Raw genomic sequence first — 13,753 nt, 5'->3', positions numbered from 1 at the left:
CGCGGACCGGGGCCGGTAAGCCGTGCAGGCTGCCGGTCAGGCGGGGGACTTCGCGCTGTTGGAGGCATCAGGGGGAGTGGACGGCGGGCGGGCGGCTTCTGCTTCTTCAGAAGGAGTTGAAGGAGGCCAAGGAGAAGCTGATCAAGTCGCGGAAGAAGTGAAGGGGCGGTCACGGGACGCGGGCGCGAGACCAGGCGGCGAGTATGAGGCGGCGTTCGAGGAGGGGGGCTCGGACGGCTACTGCCGAGCCGGGTGGGCTCTGGCAGAGGAGGACCTTGCCGGTGGGCATCACCACGCCGCCCTGGAGGTCGCCCAGGAAGATCAGCTGCCGGTCGTGGAGCATCCTGCGGTCTCCGGGGTGCATGAGCCTGATCGCGCAGTTCAGTGCGGTGAGGGCGGCCGTGAAGGAGGCGGTGACCCCATGGGCCTGGTCCTTGTCGACCAGCATCCGGATGCGGGTGCCGCAGGTCGCCCGCACGGCTTCGACGAACCGCAGCAGCGTCGGCGGGTCGACGGCCAGATAGCGGTCCACCCATACCGTCTCCGGCACTCCGGCGAGGAGCCCGCAGAACGCGGCGACGGACTCGTCCCAACGCTCGGGCCAGGTGGGGGCCCGGCCGTCCAGCGCGGTGCGGGCCGCTTCCGACCGTAGCGCGCCGACCACGTCGTACCGCCCGTCGCCCGCGGGAAAGACCAGGGGCGCGAGGGCCTCGGCCGCGAAGTCGTCCGCCGGGAGGGCGGCGGGTCCGGCGCGCACCACCTCCTTGATCCATCCGACGGCTGCCCAGGGCACGTCCTGGACCCACTGGGGGGCCAGCGCCTCGGCGGTCTCGTGCACCTGGTGGAGGGCCGGCCGGTCCAGGACCCGGGTCACCTTCGCCAGCAGCGCCGCGTTGCCTCCCACGGCCTCGACGGCGCTCACCGGCCAGGGGCGGCACACGGCGTCGAAGTCGTCCTCGGCCGCGACGGGCAGCGGCACCACCCGCGCCCGCACCACCAGCGGGGAGCCGCTGCTGACCAGGTGCATGCTGCGGGCCCAGCGTCCGGTCAGCAGGGCGCCGATGTCCGGGGCGTGCTCTCCGTCGACCAGCAGCCGCAGCAGCGTCCGCTGGAGGCGCAGGCCGTGCGACCTCCGCAGGGCGTGCGGGTAGTCGTCGAAGAGGAGATGGGCCGTTCCGTGCTTGTCGAGGGCGGCCGCGACCTGGCGCCGGAAGTCCTCGCTCCGCGCGTCCTGGTTCTGCTCGGTCCAGCTGCGCCCGCATGTGGTCACGCCGGTGTCGCCCAGTTCCCTGGCCACCGCGCCGAGCAGGGTGCTCTTGCCCGAGCCCGGCACGCCCCGCACGATGACGGTCTCCCCGTCGATCAGGTGCTCGCAGACGGTCTGCACCCACCGGCGCTGGGCCGGCAGCAGCCTCACCTCAGCACCAGGGCCCGCATGGCGTGGATCCGCGGGGCCCAGTTCTCGTCGGTGATGCCGTACGACACCAGGTGCGCGGCCATGTCCGGCTCGCTGCGCGCCCAGTCCCTGGCCTCCTCGCACTCCCTGTGGTCCTCGGACCACAGGAGCGGGAGCATGGCCGCCTCGTCCCCGAACCACTCGGTGAACGATTCCAGCACGTCCGCGACCTCGGACTGCGGGCTGTTGGGTCCGTGCAGGACGGACGCCTCCCGCAGCGCGGACAGCGGGACGTGCCAGGGGATCTCCTTGTCCGGGCGTTTGCCGGCCGCCGCCGAGCAGGCCTTGCGGGTGAGTAATGGGTGACCGCCGAACTCCCGGTAGAGGAAGTCGATCGTCGTGGCGTCCCGGTAGCGCAGCCCCATGCGCCTGCCGAGGCTGCGCACCATCTCCTGCATCTCGTCCCGTTTCATCGGGGAGAGGAAGGACAGCCGCGCGAACTTGTACAGGAGGTTGTCGCGACCGTTGAGGAGGGGCCGCTCGAAGATGGCGGGGTCCACCCCGGCGCAGACGATGGCGATGCTGTTCTCGCCCTCGGCGTCCCGGCTCTGGATCACGCCGCGCAGCTGGATGAGGCACTTCAGGACGGCGGTCGCCTCCTGCGCGCCGACGTTGGAGCGGCCGCCGGGCCAGGCCTGGTCGATCTCGTCGATGAACAGCTCCAGCCGGCCCGGCAGCGCGTCCAGGAGGCTGCGGAGATCGCGAATCCAGTAGGTTTCGAGCGGAATCGCCGGATTCGGATTGCCGTCCCGGGTGAGCGTCATCAGCCGGGGAACCGCCCTGCCGGTCTGCCGGACCATCCGGTGGCAGTTCTCCAGGAGGGCCAGCTGGAACTGCTCGGCCGTCAGTCCGCTGATCTCCAGGCGCACCACCGGTTTGCCGAGGCCCTCGCGGTGCTGGGAGACGAAGTTGAGCAGCGAGGTCTTGCCCGCCTTGCGGAGCCCGAACACCCCGACGTGCTGCCCCCGGTCCAGCGCGAAGTCGAGCTTCGCCACCTCGGCCCGCCGTCCGTAGAACGCCACGGGTTCGGTGATGGGAGTGGTCAGGTCGTAGTGGTCGTGCGTGACCATGATCCTGGCGATGCGCTCCCGGAGGCCGACCTGAGGCCCGCGGCGCAGCTCGTTCGCGTCGACGGTGAGGATGGCGAGTTGCCCGCGACGGCGCTTGACGAGGTCGGCCGCCGAGCGGTCCGGGGTCAGCAGGATGGCGAAGTCGGGGTCGAGCCGGGCCTCACCGGCGTGCAGGCGCTCCGCGATGGTGTTGAGGGTGCGCGGCTCCACCCTCTCGTACGAGGCGGACAGGCACAGGACCTCGAGGTGCAGGTCGAAGGTCTCCCGGACGTTCTCGGGCAGGGTGATGTAGATCCACCAGCGTCGGCCGTCCCGGGGGTCCTCCACGAACTTGTTGGGCTCCGCGCCCATTTCGAGCAGGAGCTTGTTGAACTCGCGGCCGCCCTCGACCTTCCGTTCGAACTTCGCCTTGTGGTCCGCCAGGACCTGCTGGTTATGGGTGCTGGCCACGTACGCCTCTCGTCATGGACGATTTTTTTCGGCAGCGTAGTACGGGCCACTGACATCGACCGGCGGTTCTCGCAAGATCGGACGGTTCGTCAAGATCCTTTCAGCTGTGTGCTGTTCACCCGTTCGTGGTCACCGTCCCCGTGCTGCCCCGTCGGGTCAGGCGCGGCATCGCGTCCTGGACGCTGAGCGGGGGGCCGCCGTCGAGGAGGGTGATGAGGTGGTGGGCGGCGTGGCGGCCGAAGGCGGCGGTGTCCCGGGTCAGGGCGGTGAGGGCGGGGTGGGTGTTGCGGCAGAGGACCGAGTCGTCCCAGGCGACGATGGACAGGTCGGCGGGGACGCGCATTCCGCGCTCGGCGGCCACCGCCAGGCCGGCCACGGCCATGACGTCGTTGTCGTAGACGATCGCGGTGGGCGGCCGGCGGGCGGACAGGACGCGGCGGGTGGCCTCGGCGCCCTGGGCGTCGGAGTAGTCGGTGGTCACCGAGACCGCGCCGGTCAGGCCGCGGCGGGCGGCCTCGGCGCGCAGGGAGTCGATGCGGCGGCGGGTGTGGGCGAGCTCCGGCAGGCCCGCGATGTGCGCGATGCGGCGGTGGCCCAGGCGGTGGAGGCAGTCGACGACCGAGGCCATGGCGCCGGTGTCGTCGGCCCAGACGGTGGAGATCGCCGCGCCGGGCGGGGCGGCGACGGCCGGGGCGCCGACGATCACGGCGGGCAGGCCCAGCTCCGCCAGGAGCGCGGGCCGGGGGTCGCCGTCGCGGGGGTCGACGACGAGCAGGCCGTCCACGCGGTGTTCGGCCCACCAGCGGCGGTGGACGGCGCATTCGGCGGCCAGGTCCTCCACGACCTGGAAGAGCAGGCCGAGGCCACGGGCGGCGAGGGCCTCCTGGACGCCGGAGACGAGCTGGAGGAAGAAGGAATCGACGCCGAGGGTGCGGGCCGGGCGGGCCAGGACGAGGCCGACGGTCGCCGCGCCCTCGCCGGACAGCGCCCGGGCGGCGGCGCTGGGGTGCCAGCCGAGCTGCTCGGCGACGCGGCGGACGCGCTCGCGCGTCGCGTCCGAGACGCCGGGCCTGCCGTTGAGCGCGAAGGACACCGCGCTCTCCGAGACGCCGGCGCGGCGCGCGACGTCCTTCATCGTCGGCCTGCGGGCCGGCCTGCGGCGCATGGCTGTCCTTCCCGCCGGGACGCTTCGGGGAGACCTGCCCCACCACACTAAAGCGCATTAGCACGCGACGGCAGTATTGACGAACTCCCGTACCGGGTGCAGGTTTTGACCTGCCTCCTGCCGACCCGATCGAAGGAGCTCCTCCCGCCATGCCCATACGCCGGTCCAGACCCGTCGCCGTACCGCTTCTCGCCGCAGCGCTGCTGCTCACCGCCTGTGGCCCGGGGGACGACGGCGGCGGGGGCTCGAGCGCGGACGGAAAGCCGGAGGGCCGCATCACCTTCCAGACCTGGAATCTGCGCGCGAACTTCAAGGACTACTTCGACGGCGTGGTGCGGGATTTCGAGCAGAAGTACCCGGACGTGAAGGTCAAATGGGTCGACCAGCCCGCCGAGCACTACGCCGAGAAGCTCAGCGCCGATGCCGGCGGCGGCACGCTGCCGGACGTCGTCAACGTCTCCCCCGACCTCTCCCATCCCCTGGCGAGGGCCGGGTTGCTGATGAATCTCGACAAGGAGAAGGCGGCGGCGCGGTTCAAGGACGAGTACACCCCGGAGGCGTGGCAGGGCAATGTGCTGCCGGGGCTGTCGGGCGCGTACGCCTTCCCCTGGTATCTGAACACCGGGCCGCTCTTCTACAACAAGGCGCTCTTCCGCAAGGCCGGCCTCGATCCCGAGAAGCCGCCGAGGACGTACGACGAGTTGTTCGCCGCCGCCGGCCGGTTGGCGGGCGCGCCGGGCGGAAGGGCCGCCACCCTGGCGAGCGCCCCCGCCATCGAGGACTTCGGGCGCTACGGCGTGCGGCTGATGAACGACGACGCCACGAAGTTCACCTACAACGAGCCGAAGGGCGTGGAACTCCTCGGCAGGTACAAGGAGCTCTACGACCGCGGCGGCCTCGATGCGCAGGCGCTGACCAACACGCCGGAGAAGGCGGGGCAGAAATTCCTGGAACAGAAGGTCGCCATGAATCCGGGCAGCGCCCATGACCTGGAGACCTTCAGGAAGAACGCGCCCGGCCTCTACCGCGACCTCGGCATCACCGACGCCCCCAACAACACCGGAAAGCCCAACATGTACGTGATGGGCCTGGCGGTGAGCGAGAAGAGCCGGCACAAGGCCGCCGCGGTCGCCTTCGCCCATTTCGTCACCGGCCGCGAGAGGCAGGAGGAGTTCGCGCACAAGGTCGCCGTCTTCCCCAGCACGAGGGGTTCGCTCCAGGACCCGTACTGGACGAAGGACGACGGCACCGACGCGGGCCGGGTCCGGGTGGCGTCGGCGAGGATGCTCAAGGGTGCGGTGAATTACACGCCCGTCGTGATGAGCGACGAGATGAAGACGGTGCTCAGGAACGAGGTCGCCAAGGCCCTCCAGGGAAAGAAGTCACCCCGCCGGGCGCTCGACGACGCGGCCGCGCAGAGCAACGCGCTCCTCGAGCGGGGCTGACCCCGCGGTGTCCCGACGTACGCACCGGGCCCTCAGTCCCTGGCTGCTCCTGCTGCCCGGCCTCGCCGTGGTCGCCGCCTTCAGCCTCTACCCCTTCCTCAGCACCGTGCACAAGGCGTTCACCGATGCCCGCACGCTCACGCCCGGCCGCTGGGTGGGGCTGGAGAACTTCCGCGCCCTGCTGGAGGACGAACAGTTCTGGGTCGCCCTGCGCAACAGCGGTCTGTACGTACTCCTCGTGGTGCCGTTCACGGTGCTGCTGCCGTTGCTGCTGGCGCTGCTGGTGCAGAAGCGGCTGCCGGGCGTCGCCTTCTTCCGCTCCGCCTTCTACACGCCCGTGGTCGCGTCCGTCGTCGTGGCGGCCCTGATCTGGGTGTGGATGCTGGACGACCGGGGCCTGGTCAACGGCATCCTGGGCGTCCTGGGGGCCGGACCGGTGCACTTCCTGGGTGACGCGTGGCTGCTGCTGCTCAGCGCCATGGCGCTCACGGTCTGGAAGGGGCTGGGCTACTACATGGTCATCTACCTCGCGGCGCTGGGGAACGTCCCCCGCGAGCTGCACGAGGCGGCCGCCGTCGACGGGGCGGGCGCGCTGCGCCGCTTCGTGAGCGTGACCGTGCCGGCCGTGCGCTCCACCATGGTGCTGGTCGGCGCGCTGTCGTCGGTGGCGGCGTTCAAGGTCTTCTCCGAGGTCTATCTGATGGCCGGGCCGACCGGCGGGCCGGCCGGGCAGGACACCACGCTGGTCATGCTCGTCCAGCGCACCGGCACCGGGCTCAACGGCCGGGTGGGCTACGCCTCGGCCATCTCGCTGGTCGTCTTCGTCATCACGCTGCTGCTGATGCTGCTGGTGCTGCGCGCCGGCCGCGAGGAGGACGCCTGATGCGGCGCACGCCCGGCTGGGAGAAGGCGCTGCGCCACCTCCTGATGCTCCTCGTCCTGGCCGTCACCGTCGGCCCGTTCCTGTGGCAGCTGTCCACCTCGCTCAAGGGGACGACGGAGGACGTCTACACCTCGCCGCCGCGCTTCCTGCCCGCGCACCCGACGACGGGCAACTACGCCGAGGTCGCGGACATCATCCCCGTCTGGGACTACGCGCTGAACTCCCTGCGGGTCGCCGTGGCGAGCGTGCTCACCAATCTCGCCGGCGCCTCGATGGCGGGCTACGCGCTGGCGCGGCTGCGCTTCCGGGGGCGGGCGGTCGCCGGTCTCGCGTTCGTGCTGGCGCTGCTGGTGCCCCTGGAGTCCGTGATCATCGCGCAGTTCACCATGGTCCGCGACCTCCACCTGAACAACACCCTCACCGCCGTCGTCCTGCCCGGATCCGTCGGCGCCCTGAACGTCCTGCTCATGCGGAACGCCTTCGCCGCCGTGCCCTACGAGGTCGAGGAGGCGGCCGTCATCGACGGGGCGAACGTCTGGCAGCGGTTCACCCGGATCGCGCTGCCGTCGGTGCGGGGCACGCTGGCGGTCGTCGCGATCTTCTCGTTCATGGGCGCGTGGGACGACTTCCTCTGGCCGCTGATCGTGCTCTCCGACTCGGAGAACTTCACGCTGACCGTCGGCCTGAACTTCCTCCACGGCACGTTCGCCCAGAACCCCCGGCTGGTCGCCGCCGGCACGGTCATCGCGGTCGCCCCGCTCGTCGTGATGTTCGCCTGCCTCCAGCGGTACTTCTTCCGCGGCGTCGGCGAGGGCGCCGTCAAAGGCTGAAGGGACGGAACGCCTGATGCGCTTCGGCGTCAACTACACCCCCACCCGGGGCTGGTTCCACCACTGGCTCGACTTCGACCTGGACGGCGTCCGCGCCGACCTGGACTCCGTCGCCGCCCTCGGCGTCGACCACATCCGCGTCTTCCCCCTTTGGCCCCTCTTCCAGCCCAACCGCACCCTCATCCGCCCGCGCGCCGTCGAGCAGCTCGCGCAGCTGGTGGACGCGGCCGGTGAGCGCGGGCTCGACGTCGCCGTCGACGGGCTGCAGGGCCACCTCTCCAGCTTCGACTTCGTCCCCTCCTGGACCACCACCTGGCACCGCCGCAACCTCTTCACCGATCCCGACGTCGTCGGGGCCCAGGCCGCGTACCTGACCGCCCTGGCCGGGGCGCTCGCGGACCGGCCCCACTTCCTCGGGATGACCGTCGGCAACGAGGTCAACCAGTTCTCCGGCCCCCCGCACCCCGACCCCGACCGGATCGGCCCCGAACAGGCCGGCCGCTGGCTGCGCGGGATGCTCGACGCGTGCGAGAAGGGCGCGCCGGGCCGCATCCACCTGCACGCGTCGTACGACGCCGCGTTCCACGACGGCACGCATCCCTTCACCCCCGCCCACTCCGCGCGTCTGGGGGCCATGACGGCGGTCCACTCCTGGGTGTTCAACGGCACCGCACAGCGCCACGGGCACAGCGGCGCCGCCACCGTCCGGCACGCCGCGTACCTCGTCGAGCTGTCCAAGGCCTGGGCCACCGATCCCGGCCGCCCCGTCTGGCTGCAGGAGGTCGGGGCGCCGGCCCCGCACGTCCCGCCGGAGCGGGCGGCGGAGTTCACCGAGGCGACGATCGCCGCCGCGTCCGACTGCCCGGACCTGTGGGGGATCACCTGGTGGTGCTCCCATGACGTCGACCGCGCGCTGGCGGACTTTCCGGAGCTCGAGTACGGGCTCGGCCTGTTCACCAACGACCGGCGGATCAAACCCGCCGGGGAGGTGGTCTCACGGCTGGTACGACGGTGGCGGGAGGAGGATCCTCCGGCTCCGGCCGTCCGGCGGACGGCGCTCGCGGTGGACGCGGGCGACGAGGAAACAGCACCGTCGCGGGCGGTGTGCGCGCCCGGCGGGGCGTTCTTCGAGGCGTGGATGCGGCTGGCCGCCGACGGGGTCCGCCCGGCGGTCGTCCTGGCCCAGCGGGCGGACGACGCCGGGCACCTGGCGGCGCGGGGCATCACCGAGGTGCTGACGGTGGAGCAGGTGGGGTCATGAGCGTGACGCGCCGCGAGGTCCTCGCCGCCGGCGCCGCGAGCGCCGCGGCCGCCCTCGCGCCCACCACGGCGGGGGCCGCTGCAAGGCCCACCGCTACGACCGGCGGAAGACCCCCCGCGCAGGCCGGGGACCTCCAGCCGTACGCCTCGTACTGGTACCCCGACAGCCTCCCCGACGGCTCGCCCGGCCCGGGGATCGTCTGGCGGAGCCTCGCCTCCTGGACGCCCGGGCGGGATCCCGACCTGACCTTCAACAGGGCCACCGTCCCCCTCGCCCCGCGCTTCACTCCCCTGCCCGCCAACCCCACCGCCCGCGCCGGCCAGGCCCGCATCAGCGCCCTCGCCGCCTTCGCCACCACCTCCGGCAACCCCTCGCAGGGCTCGGCGACGGCCGACTCCTACGCCCTCACCCACTGGGCCTACCTCGACGAGCTGGTCTTCTGGGGCGGCTCCTCCGGCGAGGGGCTGATCCTGGCGCCCAACGCGCCCGTCGTGGACGCCGCCCACCGCAACGGCGTGCCCGTCCTGGGCACGGTCTTCCTGCCGCCCGCGGCCTACGGCGGCCGGCTGCTGTGGACGCGCGAGCTGGTCCGGCGCGGCGCGGACGGCGGCTTCCCGCTGGCCGACAAGCTGATCGAGGTGGCACGGGCGTACGGCTTCGACGGCTGGTTCGTCAACGCCGAGACCGGCGGCGGGGACGCCCGGCTGGGCGCGGACATGCGGGACTTCGTGGCGTACCTGCGGACGCGCGGCACCGGGCTCCGCGTCACCTGGTACGACGCCATGGCCGTCTCCGGCGACGTCGCCTGGCAGAACGAGCTCAACGACGCCAACGCCCCCTTCTTCCGCGCCGCCGACACCATGTTCCTCAACTTCGGCTGGGACCGCTCCCGCCTCGTCGCCTCCGGCGAGCGCGCGCGGGGCATGGGGCGCGGCCCGTACGAACTGTGGGCCGGGATCGACGTCGAGGCGGCCGGCTGGGACACCCGCGTCGACTGGGACGCGCTCGTGCCGGCCGGCGCCCCGCACACCGCCTCGTTCGGCTTCTACCGCCCCGAGTGGACCTGGAAGAGCGCGCCCTCCGGCGAGCGCTCCCCCGGCGCCTTCCACGCGCGCGACGACCGCTTCTGGTCCGGGCACGCGCTGGACCCGGCCCGCCCGGGCGACGCGGGGCCGTGGCGGGCCCCGGCCGCGTCCGTCGCCGACCGCTCCACGCTCACCGCGCTGCCGTTCGCGACGACCTTCAACACCGGTCACGGCCTGGGCTGGTACGAGGAGGGCCGGCGCACCGGCGAGGCGGCCTGGAACCACCTGGGGCTGCAGGACCGGCTGCCCGGCCGCCGCTGGGTGATCCACACGGCGGGCGCCCGGCCGGCCGTCGGCTTCGACTTCGCCGACGCCTGGCGGGGCGGCAGCAGCCTCCTCGTCGAGGGCACGCTCGGCGATCCGGCGACGATCGAGCTGTTCACGGCGCGGCTGCCGCTGCCCCGGACGGCCGTCGTGCGGCTGGCGCACCGGGCCGGCCCCGGCTCGGCGGCCGTCCGGGTGGAGCTGGCGGTCGCGCTCGAGGAGGAGCGCCCGTACCGCTTCTCCTACGTGCCGGCCGGCACCCTGCGCGGGGACGGGAGCGGCTGGAGCACCGCCACGCTGCGCCTGGGCGCGCTGCCGGCCGGCCGGGACGGCCGGACCGTGCGGGCCCTCGGCGTACGGCTCACGGCCCCGGACGGCGGGGCGGTGCGCTGGCGGCTGGGCGGCCTGGCGGTGCGGGACGCCCCGTCGGCGGCACCCGGCCGGCCGGGCGGGACCGCCGTGACCGCGGCCGCGCGCACCGCCGACGGCGGCGCCGCGCTGCGCGTCGCCTGGACTCCGCCGCCGTCCCGGCCGGGCGCCCCGCCCGTGCGCCACTACGAGCTGCACCAGGTGCTGCCCGGCGGGGCGCGCCGCTTCCTGGGCGGCACGTGTGGGCATGCCTACTACGTTCCGGCGCTGCGCCGTACGGCCGACGAGGCGGCCACCCGCGTCGAGGTGCGCGCCGTGGACGAGCTGTACACCGCGTCGGCCCCCGCCCGCGTCACGTACCGCTGGTAGTCCCCGGCCGGGGGCACGGGCAGCGGCACGGACGGCGTCGCGCACGAGGACACGGACAAGGAGAGGCATGCACAACGACCGCGCCATCACCGAAGCCCGGCTCACGAGGGTGCTCGAGGAGCGCATCCGCCCGGCCGTGTACCCCGAGTCCGTGCCGCTGGACGTCGGCGTGTGGCACGCGCCCGGCGAGCCCGTGCCCGTCGAGCAGGGGCTGACGGCCCCGCGCGTGCCCATCGCGGTGGGCGAGCGGTGGGGGCCGGCGTGGGGCACCAGCTGGTTCACTGTGTCGGGGACGGTGCCGCAGCGGTGGGCGGGCCGTACGGTCGAGGCCCTGCTGGACCTGGGGTTCGACGAGAACATGCCGGGCTTCCAGTGCGAGGGCCTGGTCCACGGCCCGGACGGCTCGCCGGTGAAGGGCCTCAACCCGCGCAACCAGTGGGTGCGCATCGGGGAGCGCGTGGCGGGCGGCGAGCGGGTGCTGCTGCACGTCGAGGCCGCGTCCAACCCCGTGATCCTGGACTACCACCCCTTCGTACCGACCGAGCTGGGCGACCGGGAGACGGCCGACGACGGCCCGCGCTACCGCCTGGCGCGGATGGACCTGGCGGTGTTCGACCGGACCGTGTGGGAGCTGGTGCAGGACCTGGAGGTGCTGGGCCAGCTGATGACCGAGCTGCCGGTGGATTCGCCGCGCCGCTGGGAGATCCTGCGGGCCGTCGAGCGGGCGCTGGACGCGGTGGACCTGCAGGACGTCGGCGGCACGGCGGACCGGGCGCGCGCGGAGCTCACCGAGGTGCTCTCCGCGCCCGCGCACGCCTCCGCGCACCGGCTCAGCGCCGTGGGGCACTCCCACATCGACTCGGCGTGGCTGTGGCCGCTGCGCGAGACGGTGCGCAAGGTCGCCCGTACCGCCTCCAACATGACCGCGCTGCTGGAGGACGAGCCGGACTTCGTCTACGCCATGTCGCAGGCGCAGCAGTTCGCGTGGATCAAGGAGCACCGGCCGGAGGTGTACGCGCGGGTGAAGAAGGCGGTCGCGGAGGGCCGCTTCGTTCCCGTGGGCGGCATGTGGGTGGAGTCCGACACGAACATGCCCGGCGGTGAGGCGCTGGCGCGGCAGTTCACGCACGGCAAGCGCTTCTTCCTGGAGGAGTTCGGGATCGAGACGGAGGAGGTGTGGCTGCCGGACAGCTTCGGCTACTCCGCCGCGCTGCCGCAGCTGGTGCGGCTCGCGGGGGCGAAGTGGTTCCTGACGCAGAAGATCTCCTGGAGTCAGACGAATACGTTCCCGCACCACACGTTCTGGTGGGAGGGCCTGGACGGCACGCGGGTCTTCACCCACTTCCCGCCCATCGACACCTACAACTCCCAGCTCTCGGGGCAGGAGGTCGCGCACGCGGCCCGCAACTTCCGGGAGAAGGGCGGGGCGCGGCGCTCCCTCGCGCCGACCGGGTGGGGCGACGGCGGGGGCGGCACGACGCGGGAGATGCTGGCGCGGGCGAAGCGGCTGGCGGATCTGGAGGGTTCGGCGAGGGTCGCCTTCGAGAAGCCGGCGGCGTTCTTCGAGAAGGCCCACGCCGAGTACCCGCACGCGCCGGTGTGGGTGGGCGAGCTGTACCTGGAGCTGCACCGGGCGACGCTCACCAGCCAGGCGCGCACCAAGCAGGGCAACCGCCGCAGCGAGCACCTGCTGCGCGAGGCCGAGCTGTGGGCGGCGACGGCGGCGGTGCGGGCCGGGTTCCCGTATCCGTACGAGCGACTGGACCTGCTGTGGAAGACGGTGCTGCTGCACCAGTTCCACGACATCCTGCCCGGCACGTCGATCGCGTGGGTGCACCGGGAGGCGGCGCGGACGTACGCGGAGGTGGCCGCCGAGCTGGAGGAGGTCGTCGCGGACGCGCTGGCTGCGCTGACGGGTGGCGGCGGGGGCGCGGGGACGGTCGTCGTCAACGCCGCGCCGCACGTGCGCGACGGGGTGCCGGCGCTCGGCGGCGTCACGGAGCGGGCTCCCGCCGGCGGGGGGAGCCTCGCGGCCGCCCGGCCGCGCGAGGGCGGCGGGTTCGAGCTCGACAACGGCCTGCTGCGGGTCGGGATCGACGGGCGGGGGCTGGTCGTCTCCGTGGTGGACCTCGCGGCCGGGCGAGAGACCGTCGCGCCGGGCGCGGCGGCCAACCTGCTGCAGTTGCACCAGGACTTCCCGAACATGTGGGACGCCTGGGACGTGGACCCGTTCTACCGCAACACCGTGACCGACCTGACGGACGCCGAGCTGGTGGAGGCCACCGCCGACGGGTGCGGGGTGCGCGTCGTGCGGGCCTTCGGGGCCTCGCGGGTCGAGCAGCGGATCTCGCTGCCCGCCGGGGTGCGGCGGGTGGACTTCGGCACGGAGGTCGACTGGCACGAGACGGAGAAGTTCCTCAAGGTGGCCTTCCCCCTGGACGTGCACGCCGACCGGGTGGCGGCCGAGACCCAGTTCGGCCACCTCTACCGCCCCACCCACGCCAACACCAGCTGGGACGCGGCGAAGTTCGAGGCCTGCGCGCACCGCTTCGTGCACCTGGCGGAGCCGGGGTGGGGGGTGGCGCTGGTCAACGACTCGACGTACGGCTACGACGTGTCGCGGACGGTCCGCGAGGGCGCGGACGCGGGGACCACGACGACGGTGCGGCTCTCCCTGCTGCGCGCTCCCCGCTTCCCCGACCCGCGCACCGACCAGGGGACGCACAGCTTCCGCTACGCCCTGGTGCCGGGCGCGTCCGTGGTGGACGCGGTGCGGGAGGGCCACCGGATCAATCTGCCGGAGCGACGGGTTCCGGGGTCGTCCGGCGTGGAGCCGCTGGTGACGGTGGGGAACGAGGCGGTGGTCGTCTCGGCCGTGAAGCTCGCCGACGACGGCAGCGGGGACGTCGTGGTGCGGCTGTACGAGTCGCTCGGCGGGCGGGCCGCCACTCGGCTGACCGCCGCGTTCGCGGTGGCGGCGGTCTCGGTCTGCGACCTGCTGGAGCGGCCGGTGAGCGCGCTGTCGGCCGAGGACGGCGGGGTGGCGCTGTCGTTGCGGCCGTTCGAGATCGTCACCCTGCGGCTGCGACGGGCATGAGCGCTACCG

9 protein-coding genes are annotated in these 13,753 nt (G+C 73.1%); 6 read left to right on the top strand and 3 right to left on the bottom strand.

Annotation, left to right across the window (positions count from 1 at the left end; translation table 11 throughout):
* Positions 1-169: 169 nt before the first annotated feature.
* The 3 genes from IE295_RS03435 to IE295_RS03425 form a co-directional block, all read right to left on the bottom strand.
* Positions 170-1,417 (bottom strand): ATP-binding protein, encoded by a 1,248-nt coding sequence (locus tag IE295_RS03435; RefSeq protein WP_190061888.1) that lies wholly within the window; start codon positions 1,415-1,417, stop codon positions 170-172.
* Positions 1,414-2,976: an ATP-binding protein gene (locus tag IE295_RS03430; protein WP_190061887.1), complete on the bottom strand. Its 1,563-nt coding sequence runs from the start codon at positions 2,974-2,976 to the stop codon at positions 1,414-1,416. Before IE295_RS03430 ends, IE295_RS03435 begins: the two co-directional genes overlap by 4 nt.
* 115 nt (positions 2,977-3,091) lie before the next feature.
* Positions 3,092-4,141 (bottom strand): LacI family DNA-binding transcriptional regulator, encoded by a 1,050-nt coding sequence (locus IE295_RS03425; protein ID WP_190061886.1) that lies wholly within the window; start codon positions 4,139-4,141, stop codon positions 3,092-3,094.
* Positions 4,142-4,290: 149 nt separating this feature from the next.
* Here IE295_RS03425 and IE295_RS03420 point away from each other — a divergent pair, with 149 nt between their 5' ends.
* The 6 genes from IE295_RS03420 to IE295_RS03395 all read left to right on the top strand — a co-directional run bounded on the left by IE295_RS03420 (position 4,291) and on the right by IE295_RS03395 (position 13,744).
* Complete coding sequence (locus tag IE295_RS03420) at positions 4,291-5,586, top strand: extracellular solute-binding protein (protein ID WP_190061885.1); 1,296 nt, start codon at positions 4,291-4,293, stop codon at positions 5,584-5,586.
* A 7-nt stretch (positions 5,587-5,593) separates the two neighbouring features.
* Complete coding sequence (locus IE295_RS03415) at positions 5,594-6,469, top strand: carbohydrate ABC transporter permease (protein WP_190061884.1); 876 nt, start codon at positions 5,594-5,596, stop codon at positions 6,467-6,469.
* Complete coding sequence (locus IE295_RS03410; protein WP_190061883.1) at positions 6,469-7,299, top strand: carbohydrate ABC transporter permease; 831 nt, start codon at positions 6,469-6,471, stop codon at positions 7,297-7,299. The genes IE295_RS03415 and IE295_RS03410 overlap by 1 nt, the downstream gene beginning before the upstream one ends.
* 16 nt (positions 7,300-7,315) lie before the next feature.
* Positions 7,316-8,560, top strand: coding sequence for a glycoside hydrolase 5 family protein (locus tag IE295_RS03405; RefSeq protein WP_190061882.1), 1,245 nt, complete (start codon positions 7,316-7,318; stop codon positions 8,558-8,560).
* The gene (locus tag IE295_RS03400; RefSeq protein WP_190061881.1) at positions 8,557-10,647 is read left to right on the top strand and encodes an endo-beta-N-acetylglucosaminidase; all 2,091 of its coding nucleotides are present in this window, start codon (positions 8,557-8,559) and stop codon (positions 10,645-10,647) included. Before IE295_RS03405 ends, IE295_RS03400 begins: the two co-directional genes overlap by 4 nt.
* A gap of 67 nt (positions 10,648-10,714) precedes the next feature.
* Complete coding sequence (locus IE295_RS03395) at positions 10,715-13,744, top strand: alpha-mannosidase (protein ID WP_190061880.1); 3,030 nt, start codon at positions 10,715-10,717, stop codon at positions 13,742-13,744.
* Positions 13,745-13,753 lie beyond the last annotated feature (9 nt).

The organism is Streptomyces griseocarneus, from assembly GCF_014655595.1.
Lineage (GTDB): Bacteria > Actinomycetota > Actinomycetes > Streptomycetales > Streptomycetaceae > Streptomyces > Streptomyces griseocarneus.
This window is presented reverse-complemented; position numbering and strand designations above follow the sequence as displayed.

Bases quoted from the DNA above. Each gene is read 5' to 3' on its own strand.
- IE295_RS03425 (WP_190061886.1), bottom strand. From the start codon at position 4,141: ATGCGCCGCAGGCCGGCCCGCAGGCCGACGATGAAGGACGTCGCGCGC.
- IE295_RS03420 (WP_190061885.1), top strand. From the start codon at position 4,291: ATGCCCATACGCCGGTCCAGACCCGTCGCCGTACCGCTTCTCGCCGCA.
- IE295_RS03410 (WP_190061883.1), top strand. From the start codon at position 6,469: ATGCGGCGCACGCCCGGCTGGGAGAAGGCGCTGCGCCACCTCCTGATG.
- IE295_RS03405 (WP_190061882.1), top strand. From the start codon at position 7,316: ATGCGCTTCGGCGTCAACTACACCCCCACCCGGGGCTGGTTCCACCAC.
- IE295_RS03400 (WP_190061881.1), top strand. From the start codon at position 8,557: ATGAGCGTGACGCGCCGCGAGGTCCTCGCCGCCGGCGCCGCGAGCGCC.
- IE295_RS03395 (WP_190061880.1), top strand. From the start codon at position 10,715: ATGCACAACGACCGCGCCATCACCGAAGCCCGGCTCACGAGGGTGCTC.